This is a genomic window from Acidipila sp. EB88 (assembly GCF_003858395.1).
Taxonomy (GTDB): domain Bacteria; phylum Acidobacteriota; class Terriglobia; order Terriglobales; family Acidobacteriaceae; genus EB88.
In genome coordinates, this window is record NZ_QWEV01000005.1 from 3,339,087 (window position 1) to 3,354,415 (window position 15,329).

General features: G+C 54.0%; 13 protein-coding genes. 8 read left to right on the forward strand and 5 right to left on the reverse strand.

The annotated features are described in order from the left end of the window. Positions 1 to 190: 190 nt before the first annotated feature. The 3 genes from D1Y84_RS14130 (at position 191) to D1Y84_RS14140 (ending at position 2,600) form a co-directional block, all read left to right on the forward strand. Complete coding sequence (locus D1Y84_RS14130) at positions 191 to 1,045, forward strand: DNA-3-methyladenine glycosylase (protein ID WP_124849264.1); 855 nt, start codon at positions 191 to 193, stop codon at positions 1,043 to 1,045. A 277-nt stretch (positions 1,046 to 1,322) separates the two neighbouring features. Further along, the gene (locus D1Y84_RS14135; protein WP_124849265.1) at positions 1,323 to 1,709 is read left to right on the forward strand and encodes a response regulator transcription factor; all 387 of its coding nucleotides are present in this window, start codon (positions 1,323 to 1,325) and stop codon (positions 1,707 to 1,709) included. 255 nt (positions 1,710 to 1,964) lie between these two features. Next, on the forward strand, positions 1,965 to 2,600 hold the full coding sequence (locus D1Y84_RS14140; RefSeq protein ID WP_124849266.1) for an RNA polymerase sigma factor: 636 nt from the start codon (positions 1,965 to 1,967) through the stop codon (positions 2,598 to 2,600). Between the two features lie 8 nt (positions 2,601 to 2,608). On the opposite strand, the gene D1Y84_RS14145 is transcribed toward D1Y84_RS14140, so the two are convergent. From D1Y84_RS14145 to D1Y84_RS14155, 3 genes are all read right to left on the reverse strand, one after another. Beyond that, a complete protein-coding gene (locus D1Y84_RS14145; RefSeq protein ID WP_158615494.1) occupies positions 2,609 to 4,357 on the reverse strand; it encodes a PAS domain-containing protein in 1,749 nt (582 codons plus the stop codon). A gap of 22 nt (positions 4,358 to 4,379) precedes the next feature. Beyond that, complete coding sequence (locus tag D1Y84_RS14150; RefSeq protein WP_124849268.1) at positions 4,380 to 5,021, reverse strand: response regulator transcription factor; 642 nt, start codon at positions 5,019 to 5,021, stop codon at positions 4,380 to 4,382. A gap of 1,171 nt (positions 5,022 to 6,192) precedes the next feature. Beyond that, complete coding sequence (locus D1Y84_RS14155; protein WP_199726415.1) at positions 6,193 to 7,476, reverse strand: MFS transporter; 1,284 nt, start codon at positions 7,474 to 7,476, stop codon at positions 6,193 to 6,195. Positions 7,477 to 7,623: 147 nt separating this feature from the next. On the opposite strand from D1Y84_RS14155, the gene D1Y84_RS14160 reads away from it, so the two are divergent. After that, a complete protein-coding gene (locus D1Y84_RS14160) occupies positions 7,624 to 9,375 on the forward strand; it encodes a cyclic nucleotide-binding domain-containing thioredoxin-disulfide reductase (protein ID WP_233581427.1) in 1,752 nt (583 codons plus the stop codon). Positions 9,376 to 9,420: 45 nt separating this feature from the next. On the opposite strand, the gene D1Y84_RS14165 is transcribed toward D1Y84_RS14160, so the two are convergent. Continuing rightward, positions 9,421 to 9,939: a methylated-DNA--[protein]-cysteine S-methyltransferase gene (locus tag D1Y84_RS14165; protein ID WP_124849269.1), complete on the reverse strand. Its 519-nt coding sequence runs from the start codon at positions 9,937 to 9,939 to the stop codon at positions 9,421 to 9,423. A gap of 271 nt (positions 9,940 to 10,210) precedes the next feature. After that, complete coding sequence (gene trxA, locus D1Y84_RS14170; RefSeq protein WP_124849270.1) at positions 10,211 to 10,537, reverse strand: thioredoxin; 327 nt, start codon at positions 10,535 to 10,537, stop codon at positions 10,211 to 10,213. Between the two features lie 292 nt (positions 10,538 to 10,829). Between trxA and D1Y84_RS14175 the strand changes: the two genes are divergently transcribed. The 4 genes from D1Y84_RS14175 to D1Y84_RS14190 all read left to right on the forward strand — a co-directional run bounded on the left by D1Y84_RS14175 (position 10,830) and on the right by D1Y84_RS14190 (position 15,320). Then, complete coding sequence (locus tag D1Y84_RS14175) at positions 10,830 to 11,825, forward strand: GlxA family transcriptional regulator (RefSeq protein ID WP_124849271.1); 996 nt, start codon at positions 10,830 to 10,832, stop codon at positions 11,823 to 11,825. 495 nt (positions 11,826 to 12,320) lie between these two features. Beyond that, positions 12,321 to 12,791, forward strand: coding sequence for a DUF1330 domain-containing protein (locus D1Y84_RS19000; RefSeq protein WP_370245812.1), 471 nt, complete (start codon positions 12,321 to 12,323; stop codon positions 12,789 to 12,791). Further along, entirely contained in the window at positions 12,767 to 13,837 is a 1,071-nt protein-coding gene (locus tag D1Y84_RS14185; protein WP_124849273.1) for a GlxA family transcriptional regulator, read from the forward strand. The genes D1Y84_RS19000 and D1Y84_RS14185 overlap by 25 nt, the downstream gene beginning before the upstream one ends. An 853-nt stretch (positions 13,838 to 14,690) precedes the next feature. Continuing rightward, complete coding sequence (locus D1Y84_RS14190) at positions 14,691 to 15,320, forward strand: RNA polymerase sigma factor (protein ID WP_124849274.1); 630 nt, start codon at positions 14,691 to 14,693, stop codon at positions 15,318 to 15,320. The last annotated feature ends 9 nt before the right edge of the window (positions 15,321 to 15,329 follow it).

Sequence of the window (15,329 nt, forward strand, 5' to 3'; positions counted from 1 at the left end):
GCATCTTAAGGATGCGGTAAGACTCCGCACCCCCAGTCACAAAAAATGGCCATTTGCTCCTACGAGTGCACTTCCTGCCGCGTTTTCGCAGCGAGGAAAACGGAAAAGACTAGCTCGATCTCCCGAGACGAGGTCGCCCATCGCCCCAGCTCGTATCGCTGAGTAAGCCGATGACCCCGCAGGCCGCCGTATTCTCAAGACTGTTACCGTATACCCCCCTTACGATTGGGAGTCCTGTCTCAGCTTCTTTAGACATCACTCTCTTCCAGGTCTCGAAGCAGTCGACGATCTCGGATACGAACGTGTCTTGGAGACCGCCAACGGCCTCGGGTGGTTCCGTGTCGATCACAGTGCGAAAGACAATGGCCTCCGACTCTCCCTCTGGAATGGCACGGAAGTAGAGTTAGCCTCTATCATCGCTCGTGTACGACAAATGTTCGATCTCGACGTCAGCCCTGCTTATCTGGATGTTCACATGCAAAGGAGCCGGCCTTTATCTGTAATATGGAAACGTAACCCCGGTATCCGGTTGGCGCGTACATGGAGCGGTTTTGAGACTGTTTTTGCGGCCGTCCTTGGTCAAGTGGTGTCTGTCAACTTCGGCAAGATTCTGATCGAAGAACTGATGACTTTGGCAGGTCGTCGCGTCGTCCATCCCAAAACCGCCGAACGAATCTATCTTTTTCCTTCAGCGAGGGAGATTGCCAACTCGAACCTTTCGGGGATTCGTACCTCAGCCAAACGGCGTTCCACCCTCTCTGTCTTAGCCGCGGCGATCGATCAAGGAACGCTAGTCTTAGAGGCGAACGCTGACACCGTCGGCTTGAAGCGAGCACTCCGCAACATCGGGGGCATTGGTGTCTGGACAGCTGAATATGCAGCTCTCCGCGGTTTTGGAGACGATGACGCGTTTCCCTCGACGGACTATGTCCTGAAGCAAGAGCTCACGCGAAATAAGGATCTGGAGATTTCAGCGCTCCGACCGTTACGCGGGTACGCAGCAGTGGCACTATGGAGACACTACGCCCTACGCCGGCGACTCTAAAGAAGATGGTGAATGTCGTTCGAAACACTTGGAACCACGCGATCACCTGTAACCAGGTGAAACCATTGTTCAGTCGACACTAAAGTCCAACGGATTCCCACTGGGGCCTAGCCGACTAAAGAAGTTTAGAGGCCAACGGTTTAGCAGCTAAAGCCAAGATGGTCCAAATGTGCGACGAAGCGTTAGCGGCTACATCTACCGCCTTTGCAAGAGAAGACTACTGGGCTGTTATATGTAGCTCACATGAGCTGTCCGGCGCAGCCCGGAAAGGACCTTAATGGATCAGATAGCAACGATCATTGTCGTCGATGACGATCAGTCGGTACGAGAATCTTTGCCGGAGCTCATTCAAGAATGCGGCTATCAATCGAGATCCTACGCTTCGGCAGAAGAATATCTGTCTTCGGCTGATGTGCTGGGTACGAGCTGCCTCATCCTTGACATGGCCATGCCAAGAATGAGCGGCTGGGAACTGCAGCGCATGCTGCGACGGGTGAACTTCACGCCCCCGATCATATTCATAACCGCAACTCAGAACGATGCGATCCGCCAGGCGGTGATCGAGGAGGGAGCTGTAGCTTGCCTAATGAAGCCATTTCATGACAGAGAACTTCTAGAAGCAATTGGGCTAGCCCTCGGTATGTCTGGGCGACGAAATGCTTAAACACAACCTGGGGAAGAGAAGCTCGTCATTAGCCTCGTGTCGGACTCCCAAGACTCCACACCCCATACCATCAGATAATATCGCTGAAGTCTCAGCTTTGTTGTAATCCTCCTGAGCAACACGTAGCCGTGACGTGGCGAACACATAGCGAGTCAAGCCGGTGCCTCGACCCTTCGTAGCAGCTTAGCGAAATGAAAGGAGGCATGGTCTCTGAGCTCGAAAGGAGTTTCGCGTCGCGGTTTGTAGGAGGTAATCATGCAAGATGCGATCTGTGTCAATGATCTCCCAGAACAAACCCCTGACGGTCGGTCGCCAAGCGGGGTCCGACAACCACTAGATCAGGCGGACCGTCCATTTGTGTTCGAAGAGTTGGAGAAGATTTACTCTCGACGGCTATTCAAGCAGATTATCGCCATCACCCGACACCATGAAGATGCTGAAGATGCGCTTCAAGATGCGCTCTGCAACGCTTACATAGCACTGCCTCTGTTCGAGAGACGATGCCACGTTTACACTTGGCTCAGCAGAATTGCGATCAATGCGGCGTTAGTAAGGGTCCGGAAGCGCAACAACCTGCGTGAAGCATCGATTGAGAAACAGAACGATTGGGACGGCAGTGAGCAGCTTCACGAGATTCCGGATAAGAGCTGGTCCGCTGAAGATCTCTATTGTGCAGACGAGAAGTTGCGCCAGATCGCAAATGTAGCCGAGTCTCTTGACCCGATTTCTAAGCAGGTTCTGCATCTCCGCGCGGACGACGAATTGTCAATGGAGGAAATAGCAAGTCAATTAGGCATGTCAGTGTCAGCCGTTAAAGCAAGGCTTTATCGCGCTCGACATGTTCTTCGAGTGTGTCTCCCTGGCGACATGATGGCCGATATGAGGAACTGACATCTTCCTTATGACCCGGAGCCTGCAGTTAAGGTGTGGGTCGCTGCTCGGAGATCGAAGCCGAAGGTCGCGCCGCCAAGATCGTTGTTGCGGGCCCAAAGGACACCTCGGTGAGCCTCGATTATGGACCTGCTAATCGACAATCCGATGCCCATACCACCCGGTTTCGTCGAAAAGAATGAATCGAAAAGCTTCCGTGAATCTTCAGGAGTGAACCCTTTACCAGAGTCTTCTAACAACAGTGTGACCTGACCTGCGGTCTCATAGGTCCGGATCAAAATCGTGCGGTTTGCTTCTGGCGTGCTAGCCAAGGATTCGATTGCATTGCGCAAGAGGTTGAGCATTACTTGTTGCAGCTGAATGCGGTCACCCTTAACTTGGATCGCTCGCAAACTCGGCTCTCGGGACACCGCGATCCTCTCGCGTTTCAGTTCAGAGCGCGACAAGTCAAGCACCTCGTGCAGCGCGTCGTTCAAATCGACCACTTCGTGTGCGGACCCTCGGCGACTGTAGAGGTCTCGCAACCGGCGAATCACATCGGAGGCTCTGTTTGCGTCACGGATCACGCGCCTGATCGCTTGGCTTGCTTCGTCGATCCGAAGGTTCTCGCTGCTTAGCTTTCGAAGCGCAAGTTCCGCATTCGTGAGGATTCCCAAGAGAGGCTGGCTCACTTCGTGTGCTATGGAGGCCGCCATCTCCCCCATGGATGCCGCGTGCGCGACTGCGGCTAGATCTGCTCTCGCTTGGGCTAAAGCATCCTCGCTTTTTCGTTTCTCGGTGATGTCAGCTATTGCGCCGTGGTATGCGAAAGCCCCTCCGACGCTTTCTCTTCGGCTAATCTTCACAAGGACGCATTTCTCAGAACCATCTTTCATGATTAGTCGGTTCTCGTGCTCGTGGGGTTTGGCAAACCTCTGGTTCCTCAGTGACATCACCTGAAAGCGCCCATCAGGATGCACGCGCTCCAGGATTCGCCCGAAGGTCACTGATGTTCCCACTTCGAGTCCGAGAATGCGATAGAACTCTTCAGAGCATCTGAGGGTGTCTTCTCCGCCGGACCATGAAAAACTTCCGACGTTGCCAATACGTTGAGCTGATGAGAGGCACATCTCGCTGCGCCGAACTTCGTCTTCGGCTAGCTTTCGATCATGGATATCGATATTAGAGCCAAACCACCTCTGAATCACTCCCGAGCCATTCTTAAAAGCGTATGCACTTACGAGGAACCACCGGTATTGGCCATCATATCGCCGAACTCGCACCTCAACCTCCGCCGATTCGACGGCACCCGAAGCCATCAGCCCCAGCCAGCGTCTAAGGCTTAGCTCAACATCATCCGGGTGAAATGCGGCGAGCCAGCCGGCTCCTAGCGCGGTTTCCGCGGTCATGCCGGTATAGTCTAGCCACTTCTCGCTCGAGAAATCGACCATTCCATTTGGGTGTGCCGACCATACGAGCATCGGCATGGAATTGACAATGCGCTTGACCTCCTCTTCGCTCGCCGCCGCTTTCTCGTCGTGCCGCATACGGAGCTGTGTGGCCAAATCGTCGATCTCAGCTCTGAGTAAGGCATTTTGGGATTGCAGATCAGCGGCGGTCGAACTTAAAGCAGGTGCGTGATCTTCTGTCTTTCGAGTCGCGCTGGAAGTCGAGGTCATGGTTACGGGTGATTCCTCATCATTCACCCTCATCTCCACATTAGACAATCCTGCCTCCTCAAGGATAATGAATCGGTTCCATTGCTTCGCCTTTGCCACAAGCCCGCTTGATAGTACCCCTTTACACCGCGCTTGAACTTGGACCATCTTGGAGAACACTGAGTTTGATCGCCATCTGGATCAAAGCCGCTAATGAGTCTGCTTGTAGTTTGCGCATTACGCTGCCACGGTGCGCTTTCACCGTAATTTCGCTAATGCCTAGCTCGAAGCCAACGTTTTTGTTGGCTAGCCCAGCTACTACCAAGAGAAATACGGCGCGTTCACGCGGAGTCAGGTGCGAATACCTCAGCCTCAAGCTCTTCAAGTCTTCCACTGCTACTTGACTTCGCTTACCTGTCTCGACTGCTGTCCGAACAGCCTCGAGCAGCGCGCGGTCTGAAAAAGGTTTGGCAAGGAACTCAGCAGCCCCATTTTTCATCGCCCTCACGGACATTGGGATGTTTCCGATGCCGGTGATAAAGATGATCGGTAGGGATGGGCACTCAACGTGAAGAAGTCCCTGAAGCTCCAACCCATTCAAGCCTGGCAGGTTTACATCCAAAACAACTGAATAGGGACAAAGCCTGCGCACACCGGCCAATACTTCTTCTGCCGAGTCAAAGGTTTCCACGGCAAACCCTTCGTCAAGCAAAACTGCCGCAAGGGCTTCGCGGACCGAAACGTCGTCGTCAACTATGAACACATCTGCCTTGGGTGTCAACATCCGTTTACGTCCTCGAGCCGCCGATCATGACCCCATTCACGTGCTCTTTGTTTCCGCCTGTATCCGGTCGGCAGAGATGTGCCGTTCGACCTCTCAAGGGGAGGCGTTGTCGTCTTAATCGTGGATCTTTTGCTGGTTGGTATGAATAGAAATCGATCGCCATCGATTTCTTTAGATCATTCTCCGCGAGTTGAACCGCAGAATGCTGCCATTATGCCTTCATTCTTCGCCATCAGTGCCCGCTTTATAAGATCGGTCAGGCCCACTGCGAGGTCATAGCTCACGGATCAACAATTTTCTTCCGGACACCGCCAGAGCAATGAAGAAGGCCGGATCAATCAATCTCGTAGTGGACAGGGTATGCTTCGACGAGTAAAGCTGCATTTTATTCGGTTCTCTGGGTGTACGAGACAAGCCATGGCGTCACAGGAACCAGAACATGTGCTTCACCGAACAGCTACAGTTCCGATACAGCTTTCATGTGAACGAATCGGGCACGATAACGGCATCTTTGTGCGTCGCCCGATCTACCTTCCGCACGCAACAGGGCCCAGGCACGGGAACCCTTGTGCCTCTAAGAACGTCGTGAAGATCTGCAGCCATTCAGAAGGGCGAGGGGGTTCGGTCACACCGGAAACCATCTTGAACCGCCGGGGCAAAGTGCGATGACGGACCTTGCTTCGAGGACCTTCAGCATGAAAAGCATCTGTGGCGACACCTTGGGGAACCGGATCGACGAAACAAGAAGCGCTACGTGCCACAATAAAGATGTGGGGTAATCTCCCCCTAACGACGCACAGAAATCGTCTCAACTCGTCATCGGCTTATCGAGATCGCATACCACGACGTTGGGAGGCGCTTCGCCCAAGGATGCGAGAGCAGAAAGTCCGTCAGCTGCAAACCTAGCTCGGCCGCCCGACTTGCTGTGCACCGTGCAACGACGCTGGTGCATTGCGTCTGCAAGTGATCTTAGCTCTCGAGTGCAAGTCGATTCTCATCTTGATTGGCAAGAACCATGTTTGGGTCCACCGCTAAGCGATGGTATTGAGGTCAAGGACCTCCGCGCCGTTACGAAGACGTCAGACGTCGGAACTTACGTGTTGAAAGCCCCGCTACATTTGGCAGCGAGACTTCTGAGCCGGTGATCATTGCGTGAATAGCAGGAAGTGGATCAGGCGGCCGCCAAGTCCTCCGATCGGCGGACGTTGTTGGAGGCATTGATCTTCCATGTCGCTAATTCAGCGAAGATCAGGGCTACAAGTACGCCGATCGCGCCTAAATACCCTAGATTATGAGCTCCAACAGAACGAATCCCGACCGCCCCAACTATACCTGCCGTGGTCACACCGAGGTAGGTACATGAGGTGTTCAGTCCAAGTACGACAGGGGCGGTCTGCGGGGCCACAGCAACCAATCGATGTTGTTGGGGCGCCAAGAGACCCCAACTCGTTGCGCCATAAATCACCAACGCAGGAATGGTCATCCAGAGGTTAGCTCCCGTCCAAGACACTGTGAGCAGGAATGCCACAAGAAGGACCAACATCCCGAGAACTAATTTGCGGCTTCCCATGGTGTCAGAAAGACGACCTGCAACGAGATTGCTGAGGCTACCACTCGTGCCCCATAGAACCAAGAGAGCTCCTGTTAGTAGCGTATTGTGATCTATTGCTCGATCAAAAACGACCGTAAAGTAGGTATAGATCATAAAGTGGCCGCTTTGATAAAGCCAAGTGCAGAGGAGAGTCAGGGCGACGCGCGGATCTGCCACGGGTGCGATTCGTGCCCTGAGAGAAATTTTAGGTGGAATCGGCACTTCCGCCAGGAGTAGGCCCACGCCTAGCGCCGAGACTGCAGCCAGAGCTGAGACGAATACCATTGTCCATCGCCAGTCTCCTAAGCCCCCGATTACTGCTCCGATCGGAGCTCCCAAAGCAGTCGCAAATGTCAATCCAGCGATAACGATCGATAGCGCTTGCCCACGACGTTCCGGTACAACGATTGATGCAGCGGCTCCGGTTGCTGTGGGAGCAAACATGGCAGCACCGATCCCAGCGAGAATACGACTTGCGATGGCGATCGGGAAAGTCGGTGCGCTCGCGGTAAACAGGTTGGCAAAACTGAAAAGCGCCAGAGCAATCAGGAGCATTCGCCTCCGCGGGACGTGCGCAGCTGCTGCAGCAATAATGGGTGCCATCAGGGCGTAAGTAATGGCGTATGCGGTAGTCAGTTGGCCTGCTACCCCGATGTTCACATGGAACGTGTTTGAGATTTCTGGCAACACGCCTGCAACGACAAAACTATCCGTGCCAAGAGCAAACATCCCGAGAGCCAACACGAGGAGCCGCCTATCCATCTCTTCCTCCAATAACAAGCGTCCTTTTTGATGTGTTTTACCCATCAAGTAGGCGGACACAAAAGAGGCAAATTGCGACACTCTGAGCGTTACAACCAGCAAGGGGCGACCATCTGCGGGACCATTAGGGGACGACCGTGGGTGCTTTCGCAGCCCCACTTCTTCTGAGTCCAAACGTGTCACGGATGACTCTATCGGACGGCAGAGACCTGGATGATCGATAGCGCTTTAGCAGGAGCGGATCTGAGGATGGAGCAAGGCATCATGAATGGAACACAAGCTAGGAACAACCCTAAAGATGTACCGGGTACCGAGTACTTGAGTTGGCTCGGCACACAGTGGCGCCCCGACCTAGCGTACCCACAACTTACCGACGACATGATCGATAGGCTGCACTCCTATGGGCAAGAAGAAGTCGTTCCCGCTGATGTTTGCTTGTACAGTCATGGAGATCGCAATATCGACTTATTTGTCGTGCTTGAGGGCGGTATTGATGTCTCTATGCCCGACGCTGCAGGCGGCACTAAGGTATACAACGAGATTAGGAGCGGCAACTTCGGGGGAGAATTTAACCTGTTAAATTCTCAGGGGGCTGTAGTGGAGGCTCGGACGGTCGCGCCAAGCGTACTCCTCCGCATCCGTCGTGGAAATCTGCAGAACCTTATGCGAGCTGAAGGCGATATAGCAAACCTGATCGTTCAGGCCTGCATTTGGCGTCGAATTAAGATCGTCGAGGCCGCCGTTAGCGGAGCCATCGTCACTGGGCATTCCGACGATTCGCAGATGATCTTGCTGAGGCGTTTCTTCCTGCGAAATATCTATCCTCATCGGATTATCGAGGTCGGAGAGACTGGACCAGAGCTCGTTAAAACGCGTTATCCGACCGTTACTCTTCCCAATGGAAAGGTGCTGGAAAGACCGGAGATCCCGGACCTCGCCGATGAGCTAGGGATTACTGAACTTCCTGATTCTAAAGCGATATTTGACGTGATCGTCGTGGGCGCCGGGCCGGCAGGTCTGGCGTCTGCGGTCTACGCTGCTTCAGAGGGCCTTTCGACAGTGATCATCGAAGGGATCGCACCCGGTGGCCAGGCGGGGACAAGTTCGAAAATTGAGAATTATCTAGGATTTCCCACCGGAATCGGAGGTCAACAATTGGCTATCCGAGCACAAATGCAGGCGCTGAAGTTCGGGGTACGTTTCGCTATCTCTCGTCCAGTGGTGACGATCAGCAAAAAGAACAGGATCCACCGATTGACCCTTCTCGGGGGACAAGCCCTTTGTGCCCGGGCCGTCGTCGTTGCCACTGGAGCTCAGTATCGAACCCTAAACGTAAAAAACTTTCGCGATTATGAGAATCGCGGTCTGTTTTACGCTGCTACTTCGATGGAAGGGGTTCTTTGTCGAAACCACGAAGTGATTGTTGTAGGAGGCGGCAATTCAGCCGGGCAGGCATCATTGTTCCTTTCCGGCATCGCGAGGCATGTTCACCACGTCGTTCGCGGGCCTTCTCTGGCAAGTACAATGTCGCAGTACTTGATTTCTCGCATCGACAAATCCAAGAAGATCTCGGTGCATACAAATTCCGAGATTGTTCGCTTGGGAGGGGCGCCGTCCCTCAGTCACGTATCGTGGAAGGATCGAGTCACCGGGGAATCTACTGAGTGCGAGATAGGAGCGGTATTCGTGATGATTGGTGCCGAGCCGAATACCGGTTGGTTATTTGGCAGCGTTCAGCTGGACGACAAGGGGTTCGTAGTAACAGGTGGGGAGCATGGTTTCGAACCTACGCCCTATGCGACTAGCTCGCCTGGCATCTTTGCTGTAGGCGACGTCCGCGCGCACTCTGTGAAACGTATTGCTTCAGCGGTTGGAGAAGGTTCGGTAGTCATCTCAGATGTCCACCGCTATCTGACTAGTTGCCAAGATAGCGCTGATACCGACCGCGTTTCGGCAGCTACAGTGACGGGGACCCGCACCATAACTGATCCCGCCAGATGAAAGGCACTCGTGATAACGCCCTGCGAAGCCAAACATTAAGCAAGATTAGGTGCGCACAGAGTCGCAGAAAAGAGAGTTCCAAATTCCTTCGAGCTGAAGGAGACGCTCTTTGGCCCTTAGACCACCAGCAAACCCAGTCAACTTTCCAGAAGCTCCAATGACACGGTGGCAAGGAACTAAGATAGCGATGGGGTTCCGGCCATTTGCGGCTCCCACCGCACGTGTGGCTCTCGTATTGCCGAGTTGCTCGGCGAGCTGTCCGTAAGTTCTCGTTTCACCAAAAGGAATTGCGAGCAGCCTCTTCCACACCTGCTTCTGGAAAGGAGTACCGCGCATATCTAGCGGGACAGTAAACACGTCGCGGGTACCTGAGAAATATTCTTCAAGCTCTTTTTCCGCCTGACGAAGGATCGGCTGGGTCGGAGTTTCTCTTAGGTTGGTCAAGACGACTCGTCCGGGCCGTTCCTGCTCCCATAAAACTGCTACCAGTCCTTCGTCGCTTGCCACGAGTTTTAAGTTCCCGATCGGCGAGGCTGTCCACTTGTAACTAAGGGTTTGATTCATATGTATCTCACTTCGAGTCTGAACCGCGATGGATGTTTGGCGAAACTCCTCAATCGTTCGACACTGATTAGGTACGCGACCGCAATGAATCAGCAGCCGCCTAAGAAACTTGGGAGAATAGTAATGAACAACCAGCCTTTGTTGGAGGCGCTCTAGAAGATGTGGCCGCGCAAAGGCCGTCCGTTCGCGCCTAGCGTTATCCCGCTCGGCACTCTGAAGTGCCGAGCGGGATAACGCAGTGCTCGCTGCCGCTATGACGTTAGCTTTGGCGCTAGACTAAAATCCGATTTACCGTTTGATCAATCGTGCTTTTCGGCACATTTCCAACGATATGTTCGGCCAACTTGCCCTCCTTAAAAATAAGGAGAGCAGGGATTCCTCGGATCCCGTACTGAGCCGGCGTTAGGTTGTTCTGATCCACGTTCATCTTCATTACCTTCAGTTTGCCCTGGTAGGTGGCGGCTATCTCCTCGACAATCGGAGCTACCGCGCGACATGGACCACACCACGATGCCCAAAAATCAACCAGCACCGGTTCTTGCGATGCCAAAACCTCGCTTGCAAATGTGGCATCTCTGACTTCTGCGATATTGGCCATATTTCTCCTCTCACCTTAGTTGAACTTGTCTTGCGTTTCCTGAATGGAACTATGCTGAGACCACTCCATAGCTACGCTATGGGAATGAGCGGCCTCGACTCAGCAGCGTCATCGTGTCACAGCAAGCGAGACCACTGTCACGGCAACCGAATATCGACAATCGCTGAGTTCTAGATGAAGCGGTACGTGAGTCGGATTGACAAAAAAAGGGCAGATCCGGCCAGGCTTGAGTGACGCTTCGGAGTTGGCAAGTGTCACAAAACCTTTATTCTTTGCCAAGGTATGATGAAGCATGCCAACCCGCACTCGCGTTATTGCATTCTTGGTTGCTCCTCCGTTCGAGATGCTAAATCTCACCGGACCAATGTCGGTGTTCTCCAAGGCGAGGCTTGACGGGAAGGAGTATTACACGATCAAACTTCTATCTACCGTGCGTTCCTCTGAAGCACAAAGTACGTCGGGGTTTCGGCTGAGTCCCGTCACTTACTTTGCTGATCATAGCGGCCCCATTGATACCCTAATCGCGGTAGGAGGCGAAGGGTCAATGGTCGCTCCCGAATCGGAGGTCTTGCTGTGGCTGAGAAGGCGCTTCAACCATGTCAACCGCATCGCGTCGGTCTGCACTGGAGCTTTTCTCTTGGCGGAAGCCGGGGTCTTGGATGGAAAGCGCGTGACTACGCATTGGCAACACGTTGACGAGTTGGTTGCGCGCCACAAGCATTTGAGAGTTGATCGGGAGCCCATCTTCATTCGTGATGGGAAAGTCTATACAACAGCCGGCACCAGTGCGGGAATCGATCTTGCATTGGCGGTGCTCGAGGAAGACCTCGGACATTCTGTCGCCGCGGGTATAGCTCGTGAGATGGTCTTATTTCTACGCCGTCCTGGGAATCAGGCTCAGTACAGTTCTTTGCTCGCACAGCAGGCGGATGTGAGTGGAACTCCCATGCGCGAGCTCCCGTCCTGGGTAACTTCCCGTCTGGAGAAGAAGTTGGATGTTCATGAACTAGCCAAAGTGGTAGCTTTAACGCCCCGAACGTTCGCCCGACAATTCGAGCATTATTTCCGTACCACTCCCGCCCGATGGGTACAATCCGTGCGGGTCGAAGCCGCCCGACAACACATTGAGGCGGGTGAGCTTCCTTTTAAAAAAATCGCACAAATCACCGGATTCCGCGATGAGCAATCGTTGCGACGCGCCTTCCTACAACAGCTATCGTTGACTCCAAAAGAGTATAGGGAGCGATTCAGTGCGTCCACACCATCCGCACCTTCAGTCGCCGTCTAGGGGGAAGCCACCGATAATTCCCCAAGTCTGAAAGACATGCTCGAAGCGAAGCATGCCGACGCGTGTTTGTCGAAAGGCAAGACCTTCGCGCTGCATTATTCTCCGTTGCGCGCGCGCCGTCTCTAGAAAGCTTGATCCCTTCTCCGGCACCGACAGCCCGATGCGATGGTAGGTGATCAAAAAGAACCGTTCGCAAGATGCGAGCTACGGGGCGGTGATGGTGAGGGTAGCGGCCGCAGCTGCCACCGCCCGGAATGTGCTGTCCTTCCCTAGTAGGATCGAGGATTATCCTAGCAAGGCTACATCGTGAGGCTCATTATCAAAGGGAGACGTTGCTCTTTGTTTCTGTCCTATGAGTGATCGTATCCGGGAGAAGCTATGTCGGCTTATTTGTTTAAGTCGGCCAAAAAGTAACCCACGAGACAAACTCGGAACGTATTGGGAAAGATTCCGGCCACCGCAGAGGGTTACGGGATCACATATCGTTCCGCTTACATGCCTCTCATTCAACTTGAAGGCTGCCCGATACTCGGTGGCGTCCTTGCAGAGTTCGAGAACATCGAACGTGCGCTTGCTTGGTACGACAGCTACGCGTGTACCAGAGCCCACCAGCTGCGGCTGGGAGGCTCACGAGGGACTATTTTCCTCGTGGAGCAATGCGCAGTTCGCCGGAACAACGTCTTAAGTGAGCAGAGCAGTCGGATGTCAATGGGGGTAGTCTCGGCTCGGAGTGAATGCCCCCGCAGAGCTGAATTTCGTCAATTGCCTCGAATGGGTGACCTTACGATTCGTCTCGGCTGTGTTGCGGGCACTCTGGTTGGCTCGATCAACCTGCCCGAACACGCTTGTGTGAGCAAGGGGCTCAGCGTATCTGTAAACTCGCCGGGTGGCAGAAATATGCAATGCGGTGCGCAATCTGCCAATTATGAGATACTTTTGACATGCCGGGGCGCCAACATCCCGTAGTTGCTTTCCTCGTTGCATCTCCATTCGAGATCCTCGATTTGACAGGCCCTTCGTCTGTCTTTGAGCGTGCCATGGTCGGCGGAGAGCGCCACTACTCGATCAAGATCCTCTCAACCGGGTTGACCGGAACGGTCGAAACTGCAGGCGGAATGGCCATCGGTAATGCTGCCAGATTCTCTGAGCACGCTGGACCGATCGATACCCTCATCGCGATTGGAGGCGATGGCGCTGTCGCTCCTCAGCCACCCGAGGTGTATCAATGGCTTCGAGAGCGTGCCCCTTACATTCGGCGGATTACATCCATATGCACTGGTGCATTTATCCTTGCGGGTGCAGGCCTACTGAATGGTCGTCGCGTCGCTACGCATTGGTTGTGGTGTGATCTTCTGCAATCGCGCTACAAGCATTTGAAGGTAGACCGTGACCCAATCTTCATCAAAGAGGGAAAATTCTACACCACGGCAGGCGTGACTGCAGGTATAGATCTCTCTCTGGCGTTGGTCGAAGAGGACTTGGGCCACGCTACGGCAGCGTCGATCGCACGCATTCTGGTGCTTTTCTTGCGGCGTCCAGGCGGCCAGTCCCAATACAGTAGTTTGCTCGCGCAACAAGAGGACATCGACAATGAAAGAATGCGCGATCTTCCGGCTTGGGCCAAGGCTCATCTTCATCAGAAACTCGATGTAGCGCAGCTTGCGAAAGCTGCCGCCATGGGCTTGCGGACGTTCATGCGCCAGTTCAAAGCCCAATTCGACATGACACCGGCACGCTGGATTCAGTCGATTCGTGTGGAAGCTGCTATGCAACATCTTGAAGACCGGACGTTATCCATCGGGAAGATAGCGCGCCTTACGGGGTTCCGCGATGAACAGGCATTGCGCCGAGCATTTGTTCAGCAAATTGGAGTGACGCCCAAACAATACCGGGAACGCTTCGGGGAGTTGGATGGTAGCCACGACGCGGCGTCGGAGCCCGCGGACCAGCTTTCGACAGGTGTGCTTGAGGACTCAGTTCCTCAAGCCTCCCTCTCGCCTACCGTGCTCTAGGCCGAGACTGGTTAAACGTTCTGCGAGTTGAAGCCTGTCGCAACACCGGCATTGATCACTTTATCGAGAATTTTGACCCAAAGGTCGTCTCCTGATGCGCGTGTTCTTAGTTGCGCCGACGGGATCCTGGTACTTGACTCGGACTTGGACTTGATTGAATCCAGTCGTGTGATCTAATTACCATCCTCCCTCTTTCAGTCGCTTCTGCGTCTTCCGCTACCACCTCAGCGGGACGTTCCGTGCACCGTTAGACTCGTACTAGTTGTATTTACCGCCTGCTTGCCAACTCTATTATCCGATGCTGATTGTGCTGTGGGCGTGGGATCTTCAACGGGGGAGAGCAGTAAGCCCTCTCTGCCGTTACCGCGCAGATGACACTCACAAGTCCAGAGCGAGTGCTAGAGCCCCGTGCTTAAGGCGCTCGTTCTTACATCGCCATGGTGCGGGAGAACAGAACACTGCCTCGGTTCTGCTTGGTCACGTCGTGGTGGCCGATACCATCAGCCAATTTCACTTCGTTTGATTTCGCGGAATGATGGCATGAGAAGGCGACGTGAGAATGCCGCCCGTTGTAGATGAGCCGATCCGCCAGACTTCGCGTAACGGCGCGGGGAGGGAGGTCGATGAGTACTCCTGCGTTTGCAGCGACGAGCAGGCTACGCGTCTGCAGTAGGAGAAGGATAGCCACTTGCCCGGCATGGCCCGGTCTCTCGAACGCCGACTGCTCGGATTCAACCTACCGCGCTGTCGTAATGCTGGATCCTCGACTTCGAGGTGGTTCTGGAGACAGGACCCAGCACTGAACCAGTCCATGCTGATGGCATGAAGAGCTGTTTCTACGGAGGCAACACCTATGCAGCGGGACATTGACCAGTTGGTTATGGAAGCGCGTGCAGGCAAGGCAGACGCGTTCGCAGAGCTCATGGCACGTTATCACGGAATGGTGCGGCGGACTGCCTTCTCAATCCTGAATAACGCGGATGATGCCGACGACATCGTTCAAGAGGTATCGCTCAAAGTGTTCTGCAAACTCCACACATTCCAATCACAAGCTGCCTTTTCGACCTGGTTGACACGCATAGCGATCAATACAAGCCTGCTGCATCTACGTAAATCGAAACGTTCGAAGCTTTCATCGCTAGATGGCCCTTGGGATGAAGAGGACTTATGTCCACGCGAGGTGTCGGACCCTGCGCCCGGACCCGAGCAGCAATACATTTCCAACGAAGCTCGAAAGTGGCTGTATGAAGGAATTGGGAGACTTCCTTCTTCGATGCGCGATGTTTTGATGGACAGGGTGTACGGAGATCTATCAATGGACGAAACTGCTCGACGAAATGGTGTGAGTGTCGCCGTTACCAAGTCAAGGACGTTGCGTGCTCGGGCGATGCTCACCGAAAGGTTGCGCAAACGAGGCATGGGCGGTATGCGCTCTTTGGCGCGTGACCATCCGAAAACGGTCTCTCGGTTAGGGGCCGGTTAGCCCGAAGAT

Coding starts and splice junctions, on each gene's coding strand:
- D1Y84_RS14185 (WP_124849273.1), top strand. CDS start 12,767: ATGCCGGGGCGCCAACATCCCGTAGTTGCTTTCCTCGTTGCATCTCCA.
- D1Y84_RS14140 (WP_124849266.1), top strand. CDS start 1,965: ATGCAAGATGCGATCTGTGTCAATGATCTCCCAGAACAAACCCCTGAC.
- D1Y84_RS14190 (WP_124849274.1), top strand. CDS start 14,691: ATGCAGCGGGACATTGACCAGTTGGTTATGGAAGCGCGTGCAGGCAAG.
- D1Y84_RS14165 (WP_124849269.1), bottom strand. CDS start 9,939: ATGAATCAAACCCTTAGTTACAAGTGGACAGCCTCGCCGATCGGGAAC.
- D1Y84_RS14135 (WP_124849265.1), top strand. CDS start 1,323: ATGGATCAGATAGCAACGATCATTGTCGTCGATGACGATCAGTCGGTA.
- D1Y84_RS14160 (WP_233581427.1), top strand. CDS start 7,624: ATGGAGCAAGGCATCATGAATGGAACACAAGCTAGGAACAACCCTAAA.
- D1Y84_RS14150 (WP_124849268.1), bottom strand. CDS start 5,021: ATGTTGACACCCAAGGCAGATGTGTTCATAGTTGACGACGACGTTTCG.
- D1Y84_RS14175 (WP_124849271.1), top strand. CDS start 10,830: ATGCCAACCCGCACTCGCGTTATTGCATTCTTGGTTGCTCCTCCGTTC.
- trxA (WP_124849270.1), bottom strand. CDS start 10,537: ATGGCCAATATCGCAGAAGTCAGAGATGCCACATTTGCAAGCGAGGTT.
- D1Y84_RS19000 (WP_370245812.1), top strand. CDS start 12,321: ATGCCTCTCATTCAACTTGAAGGCTGCCCGATACTCGGTGGCGTCCTT.